Raw genomic sequence first — 15,783 nt, 5'->3', positions numbered from 1 at the left:
CCGGGGACGGCCGGTGTCAGGTGCGGTCGGTGTCAGGTGCGGCCGGTTTCGCGTGCGGGTCGGTGTCGCGTACGGGTCGGTGTCAGGTGCGGCCCAGTCGGGCCAGCGCCCGTCGGGCCACCTCCCGGCCGATCGGCAGGGAGGCGGTCGCCGCCGGCGACGGCGCGTTCAGGACGTGGACCGCGCGGGCCGACTCCTTGATCATGAAGTCGTCCACCAGGGTGCCGTCTCGGAGCACCGCCTGCGCCCGGACCCCCGCCGGCGCCGGCCGCAGATCCTCCTCAGCGACGGCCGGCAGCAGCCGCCGCACGGCCGCGGTGAAGGCGCGCTTCGAGAGGGATCGGTGCAGTTCGCCGGCGCCGTAGCGCCAGTGGCGCCGGGCGATCCGCCAGGAACCGGGCCAGGCCAGGACGGCCGCCAGCTCGCCGGGACGGACGGTGGACCAGTCGTAGCCCTCGCGGGCCAGTGCCGGGACGGCGTTCGGCCCCACGTGGACACCGCCCCCGACACCGCGGGTGAGGTGGACCCCGAGGAACGGGAACGCCGGGTCGGGCACCGGGTACACCAGGCCGCGCACCAGCTCGGGGCGCGCCAGTTCGTAGTACTCCCCGCGGAAGGGGACGATCCGCACGCCCGGCCGCTCGCCGGCCAGCTCGGCCACCCGGTCGCAGTGCAGACCGGCGCAGTTCACCAGGGCGCGGGCGCGGACGACCGGGCCGGAGGACGTGCCGACGGCGACACCCCACGGCCGTGGGTCCACGGACCGGACCTCCTCGCCGTAGCGGATCTCCGCCCCCGAGGCGGCGGAGACCTCCGCCAGTTGCCCGGCGACGGCCCCGAAGTCGCACACCCCGGTGGTGCCGACCCGGAGCGCCGCGACGCCGGCCACCTCCGGCTCGCACTCCGCCATCTGGGCGGGGCCGAGTTCGCTGACGGGAATGCCGTTCTCCCTGCCGCGCTGGGCCAGCGCGTGCAGCCGCGGCAGCTCCTCCCGCCCGGTGGCGACGATCAGCTTGCCGGTGACCTCGTGGGGTATGCCGTACTCGGCGCAGAACTTCACCGTCTCCGCCGCGCCGCGCACGGCGAAACGTGCCTTCAGTGAACCGGGGCGGTAGTAGATCCCGCTGTGGATCACTCCGCTGTTCCGCCCGGTCTGGTGGCGGGCCGGGCCCGGCTCCTTCTCCAGCACCACCACGGAGGTGCCGGGCGCGGCACGCGTCAGGGCGTACGCCGTCGACAGTCCGATGATCCCGCCACCGATCACCAGCACGTCGCAGTCGAACGCGGCCGCCTTCACCACACACCTTCCAGCCCGGCGGTGCCCTCCCGGGAAACCGTCCCGCCCCTGATGATGCACTGGCCCGCGGGCGGGCGCGCTAAACCGGGTAGGGCGCGCGTCACGGGGCGCGCGGGGTTCACGCCGGGGCCATCAGCAGCGGTCTGGCCCGCTCCCTCAGCTCCGCCACCCTCGGCTCGTCCCCGTACGGCTCCAGCCGGTGCAGCAGGTCCCTCACGTACTCCGTCGTGCGAGCGGAGGAGATCCGGCCCGCGACCTCCACCGCCCTGGTGCCCGCGGCGCAGGCCGCGTCCAGGTTGCCGGACTCCAGTTCGGCCACCGCGCTCACCACCAGGCGCAGCCCGTGCGAGCGGACGTACTCCTCCGTGGGCCGGGACAGCGCCTGCTCGGTGAACCGGCGGACCTGGCGGGGCGCCTTCAGGTCCCGGTAGCACTCGGCGGCGTCCGCCGCGAACCTGTCGTACGAGTAGAACCCCAGCCAGGACGGGTCCGCGTCGCCCTCGCGGGAGCGCTCCAGCCAGCTCTCCGCGGCCTTCAGGGCGGCCCCGGCCGCGGCCGCGTCGCTCGCCTTGGCGTGGGCCCGCGCCTCCACCAGCCGGAAGAAGCTCATCGTGCGCGCGGTCGCCAGGCCGCGGTTGCGCTCCACCGCAGCCTGCGCGAGATCCACGCCCTCGTCGGCGAAGCCCCGGTAGGTCGCCTGAAGCGACATGGACGCCAGCACATAGCCGCCCAGCGGGACGTCGGCCGCGGCACGCGCCAGTCGCAGCGCCTGGATGTAGTAGCGCTGGGCCGCCTCCTGCTGGCCCGTGTCGAAGGCCATCCAGCCGGCGAGCCGGGTCAGTTCCGCCGTGGCGCCGAACAGGGCCCTGCCCACCTCGTCCGAGTACGAGGCGAGCAGCAGCGGCGCCGCGTCGACCCGCAGGCACTCCGGGACCATCGACGAGCGCCAGTCCCCGCCGCCGTACTTGGAGTCCCAGCGCCGGGCGTCCTCGGCCGCCTCGCGCAGTTTGGCCACGTCGCTGTGGCCCACCCGCACCTGCCCGTCGTCCGGGCTCTCCGGCGTCCCCGCGCCCTCCGAGCCCCGGAGGGTCCGCTCGACCGACGAGTCGGCCGGGTTGATCAGCCAGCGCGAGGCGGGTGTGGCGTACGCGCTCACCGAGAAGGAGCCGGCCAGCGACTGCCAGATCCCGCCGCCGCCCGCGCGGCGGCCCGCGAGATCCAGCCGGTACAGCTCCGTGGCGGCCTTCACCGCCTCGCCCACGTCCCTCGGGAACGCGAGACCGACCTCCGGCGCCGGATCGGCGTCCGCGAGCCCGATCTCGTGCAGCGGCACCGGACGGCCCAGCTTCTGCCCGATGGCCGCCGCGATGAGATGGGGCGCGGCGCCCTGCGGCACCATGCCCTTCGACACCCATCGCGCCACCGACGTCTTGTCGTAGCGGAGGGTCAGACCGCGCTGCGCCCCGAGGTCGTTGACCCGCCGGGCGAGCCCGGCGTTGCTGATTCCCGCGAGGGCGAGAACGGTGCCGAGCTTCTCGTTCGGCCCGCGTTGCTCCCTGGACATGCGCCACCCCTCGACACACGGACGGCCGCCGGGCATCCGCGCCCGGCGTTCGCTCCGCCCTTCACCCCAGGGGGACAACTCCACGGAAGCCGGACGCAAGAGCAGGTGTCCGAGCCCCCGGGAATATGCACCCCCGAGGAGAACAGCGGTGCCACACAGGGTAGTTCGCCGCATCCCTACCGTTAAGAGGCAGTGTTCCGTATGGCGAGATTGTTGCGTGTTCGGGTGCGACTCCCCGTGCGGACCGTGCTCCCGGTGTGTGGCAGTGCGCCCGTCCGTGCGCTCTCCTCCAGCCGTCGCGGGAGGGCTTCCATGAGTGCTGCGTGGGTCGGCCCATTGGCCAGGGATCCAATGGGCTGGGGGACACCGCCGCCTCAATCCCCGCGGGCGGCGGACCGGTCCGGGAGGCGGCTGCCGTCTCCCGGACCGAGCGCCCGCGCCCCGATTCTTGCGGTGTCTTCCGCACCTCGTCGGCTCCAAATTGGCTGAATGCCGATCCTCCGCCGGTGTTTGACCCTCCGTGGATCGGCGGGCCGGGGCACGGATACGCAGCGGCCGGACGGCCCCGTACGGCCGATGCCAGGGGCGCGTTCACTTTTTGCGCACGCTACCGGGAGCCCCTCCGGTGCGCCCCTGGCATGGCAGCATGTCCTCATCGGGGTGTGCCGAGTCGGGCGTGCCGAGAGTTGTCCACAGGCTGTGGAGGCGCGATGCGGTGGCTGGTGGGGTGGAGCAGTGTCGCCGCAAGCTTCGGTACGGCGGGATCTGCCGGATCCGCCGGATCCCGCCCCTCCCCTTCCGGTGACGACAACCGCACCGTCCACCCCGTGGGCGCCCAGCTCCTGTGGGGCGACCCCGATCCCCTGTGGGCCGTCGGCGACTGGCGCCCCGACGAGGTCCGCGTCGTCACCGCCGGCCCGCCCCCCGCCCTCACCGGAGGCACCCCCGCCGTCCGCCTCGCCGTGCTGGGCTGCTGCGCCGCCAGCGACGAGGAACTGCGCGTCGGCCTGTTCGCGGCGCGCGGGGGCGCACTGCGCCACCTCACCGCCTGGGCCGGCAGCTACACCGCGGTCGTCCAGGTCGGCCGCCGCGTCACCGTCACCGGCGACCTGGCCGGCGCCCGCCCCGTCTTCTACACCCCCTGGGCCAGTGGCACCGCCTACGCGACCGCCGCACTGCCGCTGGCCGATCTCATCGAGGCCCCGCTCGACATCGGGCACCTCGCCGCCCTGCTCGCCTGCCCCGAGTCACCGGAGGCGCTGCGCGACTCCACCCCGTACGCCGGGGTCAGGCGCATCCCCCCCGGCCACGCACTGATCCTGCGCGAGGGCTCCCGGGAGATCACCGGCTACGAACCGGTCGCCTCACTCGCCGTCGCCGCACCCCAACTCGACCCGGACCGGGCCGTGGAGACCGTGCGGGACGCACTCGTCGACGCCGTACGCGCACGACTCACCGCACCCCGGCACGCCCCCGAGACCCTGCCACCGGATCCGGGACCGGTGCCCGGCATGGGCCCGGCGGAACGGCGCGCCGCCCGCGGCGCACCCGCGCCCGGCATCGGCGCCGACCTCTCCGGAGGCAGTGCCTCCGGCACCCTCGCCCTGCTCGCCGCCGGACTGCCCGGCGTCCCGGGCACCATCCTCGGCCACGGCACCGGAGCCGGCGAACGGCTGCTGGCCGTGACCTTCAACGACCTCGCCACACCGCAGGGGCACCAGGCCGAGACGGAACGGGCCAGGACCATCGCCGAGAACCCGCGGCTGCACCATGTCGTCGTCGCCGCGGGCGCCGAGGCCCTGCCCTACGCCGACCTGGACGGCCCCCTCACCGACGAACCCGGACCGTCCCTCGTCGAGGCCGAACGCAACCGGCGGCGCCTCGCGTCCGGCAGCGCGGACCACTTCACCGGACACGGCGCCCGGCAGGTGCTGGACGCCCACCCGGCCCGCCTGGCGGACCTGCTGATGGACCGCCGCAGACGGCCCCTGCTGCGCCCCGTCTCCGCACTCGCCCGGGCCTCCGCACCCACCGCCGGCTCGCTGCTCGTGCCGCTCACCGTCTACCGGGCGGCGCGGCGGCTCGCCCGCACCCCCTACCGCACCGGCCTCGAGACGGCGGCCTCCCGGCTCCCCGAGGCGAACCGCCGGATGCCCGCCGTCAACGGGCCGCTCGGCGCGTCCCTCGCGGCCCTCTCCTGGTCCCGGCCCGGGCCCGCGGCGCACTGGATGACCGGCGAGGCGCTCGCCGAGGTGTCGGTTCGCCTCCAGGAGGCGGCGACCCGGCCGACATCCGTGCAGCGCCCCGGCGAGTCCCGCGCCCGCGCGGCGCTCGCCCGCCACGCCGCGGACCACCGGGTGATGGAACAGGCCTCGGAGGTACGCAGCCAGCGGCTGCACGCCCCCTTCCTGGACAACCAGGTCGTACGGGCCGCCCGCGACCTGCCCGAGGCGCTGCGGGTCCAGCCCGGCGCACGCACCGCCGTACTGCGCACGGTCCTCGCGGGCGCGGGCATCCACGACCTGCCGCCCGGCTGGGGGGCGCCGTCCCAGACCGCTTCGACCACGGCGACGCGGGCGGGGATCCGGATGTCGCTGCCGCACCTGCTGGACCTGTTCGGCACCCCGCTGCTCGCGGACGCGGGCATCGTGGAGGCACGGGTCGTCCGCAAGGCCCTGCGGGCCGCGTCCGAGGGCGAACCGGTCCCCCTGGACGGGCTCGCGGACCTGGTCTCCATGGAACTCTGGCTGCGGCGGCTGCTGGCCCGGCGCGGCACGTGCTGGACGGGCACGGAGGCACCCCGCCGGCGCGCGGTCGCCTCGGGCGTACCGCGCCGCCCGACGCTGCGCGCGTAGCGGCGCGCCCGTCGGGGGTGTGTTCGCCGCTGTCCGACCACGTCCCTGCCGCCCGACGGCGGCGGTGGGTGTGGACGGTGGTGGTTGTGGAAGGCGGTGCGTGTGGAAGGCGCGGGGGCGTAGGGGCGCCGGGGACGCTCAGGTCTCCGCTCTGCCGCCCGGTCGGCGCAGCGGCCGCGTCAAGAGGCGGGGGTTGGAGGACCCCCGCAACCGGGCGAGGCCGTGTGCGGTGGGGGTGGGGCGGGGCGGGGAATCCGGCCCTGGCGGGAAGCAGGCCGAACCCCGGGGCGGTACGGGCGGTACGGGCGCGTCAGGCGGCGCGACGGGGCGGGGACGGGCGGGCGAGACGGCGCGCGGCGGCGCCGGTGACGAGGTGCCAGGCCACCGGGGGCGGGACGGGCGCGAAGGGAGCGCGAGGCGGTGCGGGCCCGAGCGGGCCCCGAGCGCCGCGGGCGAGGAAGCACACTGCCCGTGCCCGTGCCCCTGCCGCAGGCCCAGGAGTCGGATCCGCCCGCGGCTCTGTAGGCCCGCAGAACCGGGAGCGGCTCCCGACACGCCGAGTGAAGGCGGACACGACAGCCCTCAGGAGCAGGTGATCCGCGCCCGCGCCCAGTCGGCGACCGCCGTCGCCGCGAGTGGCCGCACGCCGTGGGGGGCGACGACCAGGCGGAGCGTCTCGCTGCCGGTGAGGCCGACGGACACGGGTACCGCAGGGGCGCCTCCCCTCAGCAGCGGTGACCGCCACCGCCGCACCCCGTCCGCGTAGACGGAGAAGCGGACGGTTCCCAGCCCGAGCGTCATGTCGTCGACGCCGACGAGCGCGTCGTACGAACTGCACTCGCGGTTCAGATCGATCGTCACGGACGAGCGGGCGTGCACCGACACCCCGTGCTCGTAGCGAGTACCGCCGATCGACATGCTGTCGCGCTTCCAGAACCAGCTGTTCGCCCCGAGCCGCACCTCGGGGTTCGTATGGTCGCCGGCGACGGCGTACTGGAGCTGGTTGAGCCGGTGGACGGTCGTGGGGGGAGGAGGCGCCGCCGCGGGGGCCGGTGTCGCCGCCCCGGGTGTCCCGGGTGTCCCGGGCGGAGCGGACGCGGGCAGCGGCGCCGTCGGCTGGTCCGGCGCGGGCGCCGGACGTGCCCGGGACGGCGTGGGGCCCGATGTCCCGGGCGGTGCAGCGGGTGCCGGCGCACGGGGTGCCGCTGCCGGTGGCCGGCCCGGTGCGGCGGAGTCCGGCGGCTGCGGTGAGGGCGTCACCGCAGGCGCGGCGGGGTGCGCCGGTACGGGCTGCGCCGCCGGCGGCCGCGCGCGGGGTTTCGGCTCCGGAACGACCGAGAGCGCCCACACCAGCCCCACGCCCACCGTGGCCGCCACCGCCGCGGCGATCCCGGCCTTCACGGATGCGGCGAGTCCTTCCGCCGCAGCCGCGCTCCCCGCGCCGCCCGACGGGCCGGAGGCCGCTCCGGCCCCGGCGGCTCCGGCTCCCACCGCCCCGGCTCCGGCTCCCACCGCACCGGCCGCCACGGCCCCGGCGGCTTTGGACGAGTAACCCGCGGCGAACCACCCGAGGAAGGCGACCGGCAGCAGCGCCGGAATCCCGGAGTTCACCTGGTCCAGTTCCCCCGCGGCAAGTCGGCATCCGGCGCACACCTCCAGGTGCTTGCGCAGCCCGCGCTCGGCCCGCATCCGCAGTCCGCCCCGGGCGTAGGCGCCGAGTCGGTCGGCGTACCGGGCGCAGTCACCGCCCGAGGTGAGCGCGGAACTCACATGCGCCTGAAGATATGCCTGCCTCAGCCCCTCCCGGGCGCGCCCGGCGAGAACCGCGGTGGCGTTGGCCGTGAGACCGAACAGCGGTGCCACCGCGCTCGGCGGCTCCTGCTCGACGGTGGTGTGCCACAGCACCGCCTGCCAGCGCTCGGGCAGCGAGCGGAAGGCCCGCAGGGCCATCGACTGCTCGGCTTCGTGCATGGCGCGTACGTCCGCGCCGAGTTGGAGTGTGTCGTCCCGTGGCGCCTCGGTGGCACGGACCGCCTGGTCGGCGAAGACCGCGAAGTCCTCGACCAGGTGCTCCCGGCGGGCGGACCTCGCCCAGGCGGCGGCGACACGGCGCACTGCCGTCAGCAGATACGCCCGCACCGCGTGCTCCGGTCCCGCGCCTCCGCGTACCGCTTGCAGTGTCCTGGCGAACACCTCGGCCGTCAGGTCGTCCGCCGTGTGGACGTCGCGGCAGCAGGTGCGGGCATAGCGGCGCACGGCTTGCGCGTGCCTCCTGAACAGCTCTTCGTACGCGCTGTCGTCACCTCCGCGCATCCGCAGGACCAGTTCGGCGTCCGACACTGCCGGAGGGGAGGCCGAAGCGCCGGCGCTGGGGCCGGACGAGGCTCCCCCGCGCTGCGACGGAACCCGCCCACGGCGTTCGCCGCCGATCCCCCCGGCGCGCGGCTCGTTGTGACCGTCACCGCTCATCGCGGAAGCCCCCGTACCCACCCAGTGACCCGAACACCGGCCAGAGTGCCATAGGGATGGCGCTGTCAAGCCTCCTATGCGCAGCAACCACTCGTCCGGGGAGACCGTCCGAACCCGAGCACGAGCCCGGGCCGCTGCGGGAGAGCCGACGCGGGAGAACCCCTGCGGGAGAGCCGCTGTGAGAGGGACGCTGCGGGAGGGCTGCCCGAGAGGGCCCCGGCGCCGTGCAGCCGGGGCTGACGGGCATGGAGGCCCCGGCTACACAGGCCTCGAGCGCAGACCCTCCAGCAGGATGTCCAGCAGCCGCGCCGAGGCGGCAGCCTGCTGCGCCGCGTCCGGGAGGGAGGGTGCGGCGGTGGCTATCACCAGCAGCACGTCCGCGACGGTGACGTCCCCGCGCAGTTCACCGGCCTCCCGCGCCCGGTCGACGAGCTGCCCCACCACGTCGACCAGCTCATCCGACCCGGTGTCGTCCCGCTCTGCCGCGGGCACCGGACGCGGTGCCACCACCCGCGGTTCCGGCTGGCCCGCGACGCCCGCACGCTGCTGCGGCACCCGCGCCTCCGCCCGGACCGGGCCCTCGGCGGCCGTCGGGTCATCGGCCACACCGACCCGCAGCACGTGCGGTGGCAGCAGTCGGCCGGCCCCCGAGGCGACCGAGGTGCGCAGGAAGCGGGAGAGCGCCGACCAGGGCTCCTCCTCCTGGCCGAGTGCGGTACGCGCCTGCTCCGTCAGCCGCGATGTCTCCTCCTCGGCTATCCGTCTCACCAGCACGTCCTTGCTCGGGAAGCGGCGGTAGACCGTGCCCACGCCCACCCGGGCCCGACGCGCCACGTCTTCCATCGGAGCGCCGTAGCCGAGTTCGCCGAACACCTCGCGCGCGGCCCTGAGCACATGCTCCAGATTGCGCTGCGCGTCCACGCGCAGCGGGGCCGGCCGGCTGGTCGCAGTCGCCCCCGCGCGCCCGTCTCCCCCGGCCTCCGTGGCGACGGCGCCCGGCCAATGCGAATCCTGAATGTGCATCAATGTTCCCCCGGAAATAATGTCGTCTCCCCCCGGAGACCTCCCCGCTGTGACACCGGGGTGAATCAGGCGAGTCACCGGCCAGAACACCCCGACGAGATACGAACATAGTTGAGTCGGGGTCAATTCAGAAGGGGCAGTTCCGTCCGGTGCCCCACCCGATCGGAGCAAGGGCCGGATCCTTCCTGGTCCCACCCCCGCCCCGCACCCTCTTCCACCCCGCTGACCTGCGCACCTTCCCTCGATGGGCGCACCAGTTCCGCCGAGGTGTGGCCGGAACCTCCGGTCACACAATCCGTCGGGACTGTGGACAAACTCCGAGGAGCGTTGCGTCATGGGGTGGTGAAGGCTGCACACTCCCGGGACACGACCCCCGGCACGACTACCGGCACGATCCCCGGCACCCCGTCGAGCACGCGCATTCTCGTCGCCGGCGGGGGCTATGTGGGGATGTACACCGCGATCCGCCTCCAGCAGCAGCTCCGGCGCGAGCTGGAGCGCGGCGAGGTCGAGATCGTGGTCGTGTCGCCCGCGCCCTATATGACCTACCAGCCCTTCCTCCCCGAGGCGGCCGCGGGCTCCATCTCGCCCCGCCATGTCGTCGTACCGCTCCGCCGGGTCCTGTACCGGTGCAAGATCGTCGTCGGCGAGGTCCGGTCGGTGGACCACGCCAGGCGCACCGCCGCCTTCACCACCCTCGCCTCCGAGGAGGAGGGCGCCGGGGCGACCCCGATCGGATACGACGAGCTGGTGCTCGCCCCCGGGTCCGTCTCGCGCACCCTGCCCGTTCCCGGACTCGCCGACTACGCCATCGGTTTCAAGACCGTCGAGGAGGCCATCGGCCTGCGCAACCACGTCATCGAGCAGATGGACATCGCCTCCTCCACCCGCGAGCCCGCTCTGCGCGACGCGGCGCTCACCTTCGTCGTCGTCGGCGGCGGTTACGCCGGCGTCGAGGCGCTCGCCGAACTCGAGGACATGGCCCGCTACGCCACGCGCTACTACCACAACATCAAGCCGGCGGACCTGAAGTGGATCCTCGTCGAGGCGAGCGACCGGATCCTCCCCGAGGTCGGCGAGGCGATGGGGACGTACGCGATCCGGGAACTGCGCGCCCGCAACATCGACGTACGGCTCGGCACCCGCCTGGACTCCTGCGAGAACCGCGTCGCGGCGCTGAGCGACGGCTCCCGGATGCCGACCCGCACGGTCGTGTGGACCGCCGGTGTGAAACCCGCTCCCGTCCTGGCGGCCACGGATCTGCCGCTCAACGAGCACGGCAGGCTCAAGTGCACCGCGGAACTCACCGTGGAGGGGGTCGGGCACGCATGGTCGGCCGGTGACGCCGCGGCCGTGCCCGACGTCACCGCCGGGGAACCCGGCACGGTGTGCGCGCCGAACGCGCAGCACGCGGTCCGCCAGACGAAGGTGCTCGCCGAGAACATCGTCGCCTCGCTGCGCGGGCAGCCCCTGAAGACCTACGCCCACAAGTACGCCGGCTCCGTGGCGTCACTGGGGCTGCACAAGGGCGTGGCCCATGTGTACGGCCGAAAGCTGAAGGGCTATCCCGCCTGGCTGATGCACCGCGCGTACCATCTCAGCCGCATGCCCACGTTCAACCGGAAGGCCCGCATCCTCGCCGAGTGGACCCTCTCCGGGCTCTTCAAACGTGAGATCGTCTCCCTCGGGTCGCTGGAGCACCCGCGGGCCGAGTTCGAACTCGCCGCGGGCGCAGTCCCGTCCAGGCCGCTCGCGCGCCGCCACGAGGATCCGCCCATGAGCGCACGGGAGAGGAGGCGGCGCCAGGCTCCCCCGCCCCGTCCAGGCCCGGCCGCGGCGTCCGCGGCCGCAACCGGCGGCGATCCGCCGGAGGAGCCCCCGGGCGGCGCACCGGGGGAGGACCGGCGGAGAGGGGACCAGAGCGGACCCGGCACCGGAACCGGGGACGGTTGGCCCGGAACCGGGGACGGTTGACCCGGCTGTCAGCGCGGTGGGCCACACTGGACATGTGACGATAGGTGGACGTGCGGCTAGCGCAGAGTGACATGCCCGGGGCGCCGACCGCCCGCCCGTCGCCGATCGGCGACGGGACCAGCAGACCCGGCCGCTCCGGTGAGGATCGGCCCCGCGACCGGAACCGGAACCGCCCCGGCCCGGTCGGACACACGGGCGCAACCGCGCACGACAACAGCAACGACACCACGAGGCTTGAAAATCCGTGAACTTCACGCGCTGGAGCGCCCGGCTCCCCGGTACGCAGCGCCGCGCCGCAGCGCGGACGGACCGCCGTTCCGTCCCCGCGGCCCGCGGCGAGTACGACCGGCGGCCGGGCCTGCGGCCCGACCCCGCGGACGTCGTCACCGACCCGCGCGGTCCGCAGGACCCGCCCGCTGAATTCTCCGTTCCCGCGCTCGAGCACTTCCCCGTCCGCGGGCTGCTCGACGGGCTGCCCGCGCTGGTCGCCCTCGTCCACGGCCCCGAGCACCGGATCTGCTACGTCAACGAGGCGTACGAGACGGCGTTCGGCCCCCGCGCCACCGGAGCCGCGGCCGCCGAGGCCTGCCCCGAACTCGCCGAGCTGGGACTGCTCCCGCTGCTCGACCAGGTGCTGCGCAGCGGCAAGCCCCGCACGGTGAGGTCGCGCCGGATCCGGGGCGGCGGTTCGTACACGGTCACCTGCCTGCCCGCCGAAGCGCCCGACCCGCACGGGGAGGGCGAGTCCGCCAGGGGCGTCCTGGTCTTCGCCGCCGACGTCACGGCCCACGCCGGGGCCGCCGAACGGCTGCGGGCCAGTGAGAGCAGGCACCGGGAGGCCGCCGTCACACTGCAGCGGTCGCTGCTCCCGCAGGAACTCGAACAGCCGGACGACCTCCGGATCGCCGCGGACTACCGCCCCGGCGGCACGGACGCCGCGGTCGGCGGCGACTGGTACGACGTGATCACGCTCGGCGCCGGCCGCACCGCGCTCGTCATCGGCGACGTCATGGGCCGCGGGGTGCGCGCGGCCGCCGTCATGGGCCAGCTGCGCACGGCCGTCCGCGCGTACGCCCGGCTCGACCTGCCCCCGCACGAAGTGCTCCAGCTCCTCGACGGACTGGCGTCCGAGATCGACCCCAGCCAGATCGCCACCTGCGTGTACGCGGTGCACGACCCGAACGAGGGCCGGCTCGTGTACGCCTCCGCGGGGCATCTGCCCGTCCTCGTGCGCGACGCCGACGGTACGGTCCACCGCGCCGAGGAGCCGACCGGCCCTCCGCTCGGTACCGGCGGCTGGCTCCACTCCTCCGGCACGATCCCGTTGCAGCCCGGCTCCACCGCGGTCCTCTACACCGACGGACTGGTGGAGCGGCGCGGCGAGGACATCGACGAGGGGGTCGCCTCGCTGGAGCGTGCGCTGGCCGGAGCGACCGGTTCCCCCCAGATCGTGTGCGACCGGCTCATCCGCTCCCTGGGAGTCACGGCGGACCATGACGACGATGTCGCCGTGCTCGTCCTGCAGCATCCGGCCCGCTCGGGCGGGGACGCGGAACTCTTCCACAACGCGGCGCTGGAACTGCTCGGCGGAGTGGAGGCCGCGCCCCGCGCGCGGGCGTTCGCCTCGGGGGTGCTCGCCTCGTGGCGGTTCCCCGTGGAACTGCGTGATCTCGGTGTGCTCGCCGTGAGTGAACTGGTGGCGAACTCGCTCCAGCACGGCACACCCCCCATGCGCCTGCGTCTGCGGCGCACCGACCGCCGGCTGATCATCGAGGTCACGGACGGCGACGAGCACCTTCCGCGCCGCCGCCGCGCGGAAACGGAGGACGAGGCGGGCCGCGGGATCTCCATCGTCGCGACGATCGCCTCGTCCTGGGGCTCCCGCCGCACCCCCGACGGTGGCAAGGCGGTGTGGTGCGAGTTCGCGCTCCCCGGCGGCCCTTAGGGCGAGCCGGGGCAGCCGCCGGTATGGGCCGTTGCCCGGTGCCGCCCGGATGCCGCCGGGCCCCGGCCGGGTCGGACTCCGGCCGGTCAGACTCCGGCCCGGGCCCTGTCCTGTTCGGGCCGGTGCCGGCGGACGATCCGTGACGCGTTCGCGAGCGAGGGCCGGTCCTGGACTGCGGTGAGGTTCCGCCCCAGCCTCAGGGCCAGCACGCTGATGCCCAGGGAGAAGAGGACGAACGTCACGATGTACGGAGCGTGCAGCGTGGCCCCCATCGGACCGCCCACCGCCGGACCGACCGCCAGCGCCAGCTGCTTGACGAGTGCGAACGCCGAGTTGTACTGCCCGACCATCGCTTCGGGTGCGAGATCGGCGACGAGCGGTGCCACGGTCGGCGACAGCATCGCCTCGCCCAGCCCGAACAGGGCGTACGTGGCGATGAACGCGGCCGCCGCCATCGCCGGGCCGCCGTGCCCGAGGCCCGCGTATCCGGCGATGAGCCAGGCCACGGCCCAGACCAGCCCCACCCCGGCGATCACGTGTGAACGACGGCGGCGCTCGACGAAGCGCAGCACCAGGAACTGCGCGAGCACGATCACCGCGGTGTTGGCGGCCAGGGCGTAGCCGAGTGTCGCCGGCTCGATCCCCCCGGCCTCGGTGCCGTAGGCCGGAAGCCCCGACTCGAACTGGCCGTAGCAGGCGAAGAAGAGCACGAAGCCGAGCACGCACAGCTGCACCATGGCGCGGTGGCCGAGCAGTACCCGCAGTCCGCCCCTGGCCCCGGCCTCGGTGTGTTCCGGCATGGCGCCGGGAATCGACGGTGCCCGCGGCATCCGTACGGTCGCGGCGACCGCGGCCAGGACGACGAACATCGCGGCCTCGATCGAGAACAGCAGCGTGAAGCTGCCGGGACGGCTCTCGTCGACGATCTGCCCGCCGATGAGGCCACCGACGCCGAGGCCCAGGTTCTGCAGGAAGAACTGCGTGGCGAACGCCCTGGTCCGGGTGGACGGGGTGGAGCACCAGACGATCATCGTGGCCAGGGCCGGCTGCATCACGGCGGTGCCGGCGCCCAGCAGCGCGGCTGACATCACGACGGTGGCCACGCCGCCGGCCAGCCCCATGGTCAGCGAGCCCCCGGAGGCCAGCAGCGCGGCCACGCCGAGCACGGGCAGCGGTCCGCGCCGGTCGATGACCCGCCCGGTGAAGGGGAGCACGACGAGCGCGGCCAGGGCGAAGACGGCGAGTACGGCGCCCGCCGTGCTCGCTCCCAGCTCCCGTACCTGCGCCACATAGACATAGAGGTACGGAACGGTGAACCCGAGCCCGAACGCGCTCAGCGCGTTTCCCGCCTGGATCCGGCGCATCGTCGCGCCCGTCGCCTTGGTCACACTCACCTGCCCTGGTCGGTCAGCCCGGAGGACTGAAGTTCGAAGACTTAGAAACTAAAGTTCGAACATGAACTATACACATTGAAGGACTTAGAACCAAACCAGCGGCATGGGATAGTGAGGCGCATGTCCGACACCCCCGAGCAGAGGCCCGGCCGTCCGGCGCGCACCGGGCGGGCGGCCGCGAAGGCGCCGTCCCGGAAGTCCGGCGAGGAGAGCGGGCGGTCGGCACCGGGCGCCCGGTCCACCCCGGCCGCCGCCCCCTCCCACTCCTCCCCTCCGGTCCCTGCCGGTTCCGGTGGGCCCGTCGCACCGAACCCTCCGGGCCGCGCGGCTCCGGGAACCCCCGCGAGCCGCGGGGCGTCGCAGGAGCCGAGCCTCGACGAGCAGATCGCCGCCTACCAGCGCGAGTTCCGCGATCTGGACCCCCAGGTGGAGCAGGTCGTCTCGGCCCTCGGCAGGCTCAACCGCCGGATGAACGTGGCGTACGGCCGGCAGGTCGCCGCGCTCGGTGTCAGCAACGCCGAATGGGAGGTCCTCAAGACACTGGTCCTCTCGGGCGCCCCGTACCGCCTGGGGCCCGGGGACCTCGCCAGGCGCCTGGGCCTCACTCCCGCGGCCATGACCCACCGCATCGACCGGATGGCGGCGGAAGGCCTGGTCACCAGGGACCGGGACGAGTCCAACCGGGTTCGCGTGATCGTCGAACTGACCGACGAGGGCCGCGCGAAGTGGATGGAGGCCATGCGCATGGCGACGGACTTCGAGGAGGAGCTGCTTCAGGACCTCAGCGGTGAGGAACGGGGAGTGCTGGGGGAGATGCTGATCAGGGTTCTGCGCCGGGTGGAGCAGGCCCAGCCCGACGCGGGAGGGCGACTCACCGACCTCGACCGGGGACCGGACAAGCCGGTATCAGGAACATGAACAGCGAAGGTTGACACGATCCCGGCCACCCCGTAAGGTTCTTCGAGTTGTCACGGAGCCGGAACGGTTCTTCGGCAACCGATCCCGCCGCGGACGCGGCACACCAACTCAGCACGATCTCCCAACCGGGATGAGTTTCGGCATGCCGAAACTCATTTCGATCGGTTCAGTTATGAGCCAACCGGGAAATGGGCTAGAGTTTCGACCGCCGGAACGGCCTGGTGGCCGGAAAGGCAGTCCCGTTCGACTGGGAATCGGGTCCGAAAGGATCTGATAGAGTCGGAAACGCCGGAAAGGGAATTCGCGGAAGCGGAGGAACGGACTGGCAGCCCGCTCCAGCGGGT

The 15,783-nt window shown here is 74.0% G+C and carries 9 protein-coding genes; 4 read left to right on the top strand and 5 right to left on the bottom strand.

What is annotated here, in order from left to right:
• Positions 1-82: 82 nt before the first annotated feature.
• A complete protein-coding gene (lhgO, locus tag DDQ41_RS14535) occupies positions 83-1,300 on the bottom strand; it encodes an L-2-hydroxyglutarate oxidase (protein ID WP_109294887.1) in 1,218 nt (405 codons plus the stop codon).
• A gap of 115 nt (positions 1,301-1,415) precedes the next feature.
• Positions 1,416-2,861 (bottom strand): MFS transporter, encoded by a 1,446-nt coding sequence (locus DDQ41_RS14530; RefSeq protein WP_109294886.1) that lies wholly within the window; start codon positions 2,859-2,861, stop codon positions 1,416-1,418.
• Positions 2,862-3,571: 710 nt separating this feature from the next.
• Here DDQ41_RS14530 and DDQ41_RS14525 point away from each other — a divergent pair.
• Positions 3,572-5,716, top strand: a complete 2,145-nt coding sequence (locus DDQ41_RS14525) for an asparagine synthase-related protein (protein WP_109294885.1) — start codon at positions 3,572-3,574, stop codon at positions 5,714-5,716.
• Positions 5,717-6,298: 582 nt separating this feature from the next.
• Here the strand turns inward: DDQ41_RS14525 and DDQ41_RS14520 are convergent.
• Positions 6,299-8,185: a sigma-70 family RNA polymerase sigma factor gene (locus DDQ41_RS14520; RefSeq protein WP_109294884.1), complete on the bottom strand. Its 1,887-nt coding sequence runs from the start codon at positions 8,183-8,185 to the stop codon at positions 6,299-6,301.
• A 258-nt stretch (positions 8,186-8,443) separates the two neighbouring features.
• Positions 8,444-9,208 carry a TetR/AcrR family transcriptional regulator gene (locus DDQ41_RS14515; RefSeq protein ID WP_109294883.1) on the bottom strand — a complete coding sequence of 255 codons (765 nt, stop codon included), beginning with the start codon at positions 9,206-9,208 and terminating at the stop codon, positions 8,444-8,446.
• 450 nt (positions 9,209-9,658) lie between these two features.
• Here DDQ41_RS14515 and DDQ41_RS14510 point away from each other — a divergent pair, with 450 nt between their 5' ends.
• Both DDQ41_RS14510 and DDQ41_RS14505 read left to right on the top strand, forming a co-directional pair.
• On the top strand, positions 9,659-11,182 hold the full coding sequence (locus DDQ41_RS14510) for an NAD(P)/FAD-dependent oxidoreductase (protein WP_394342185.1): 1,524 nt from the start codon (positions 9,659-9,661) through the stop codon (positions 11,180-11,182).
• Between the two features lie 244 nt (positions 11,183-11,426).
• On the top strand, positions 11,427-13,127 hold the full coding sequence (locus DDQ41_RS14505; RefSeq protein WP_109294881.1) for an ATP-binding SpoIIE family protein phosphatase: 1,701 nt from the start codon (positions 11,427-11,429) through the stop codon (positions 13,125-13,127).
• A gap of 86 nt (positions 13,128-13,213) precedes the next feature.
• Here the strand turns inward: DDQ41_RS14505 and DDQ41_RS14500 are convergent, their stop codons facing one another.
• Positions 13,214-14,491, bottom strand: a complete 1,278-nt coding sequence (locus DDQ41_RS14500; RefSeq protein ID WP_394342184.1) for an MFS transporter — start codon at positions 14,489-14,491, stop codon at positions 13,214-13,216.
• Between the two features lie 414 nt (positions 14,492-14,905).
• Here DDQ41_RS14500 and DDQ41_RS14495 point away from each other — a divergent pair, with 414 nt between their 5' ends.
• The gene (locus DDQ41_RS14495) at positions 14,906-15,439 is read left to right on the top strand and encodes a MarR family winged helix-turn-helix transcriptional regulator (protein WP_109297734.1); all 534 of its coding nucleotides are present in this window, start codon (positions 14,906-14,908) and stop codon (positions 15,437-15,439) included.
• Positions 15,440-15,783 lie beyond the last annotated feature (344 nt).

The sequence above is a fragment of the Streptomyces spongiicola genome (genome assembly GCF_003122365.1).
Taxonomy (GTDB): Bacteria; Actinomycetota; Actinomycetes; order Streptomycetales; family Streptomycetaceae; genus Streptomyces; species Streptomyces spongiicola.
The sequence above is the reverse complement of the archived record's forward strand: the minus strand, read 5'-3'. Positions and strand labels throughout refer to the sequence as shown.

Coding starts and splice junctions, on each gene's coding strand:
- DDQ41_RS14520 (WP_109294884.1), bottom strand. CDS start 8,185: ATGAGCGGTGACGGTCACAACGAGCCGCGCGCCGGGGGGATCGGCGGC.
- DDQ41_RS14525 (WP_109294885.1), top strand. CDS start 3,572: ATGCGGTGGCTGGTGGGGTGGAGCAGTGTCGCCGCAAGCTTCGGTACG.
- DDQ41_RS14510 (WP_394342185.1), top strand. CDS start 9,659: ATGTACACCGCGATCCGCCTCCAGCAGCAGCTCCGGCGCGAGCTGGAG.
- DDQ41_RS14515 (WP_109294883.1), bottom strand. CDS start 9,208: ATGCACATTCAGGATTCGCATTGGCCGGGCGCCGTCGCCACGGAGGCC.
- DDQ41_RS14530 (WP_109294886.1), bottom strand. CDS start 2,861: ATGTCCAGGGAGCAACGCGGGCCGAACGAGAAGCTCGGCACCGTTCTC.
- DDQ41_RS14500 (WP_394342184.1), bottom strand. CDS start 14,491: ATGCGCCGGATCCAGGCGGGAAACGCGCTGAGCGCGTTCGGGCTCGGG.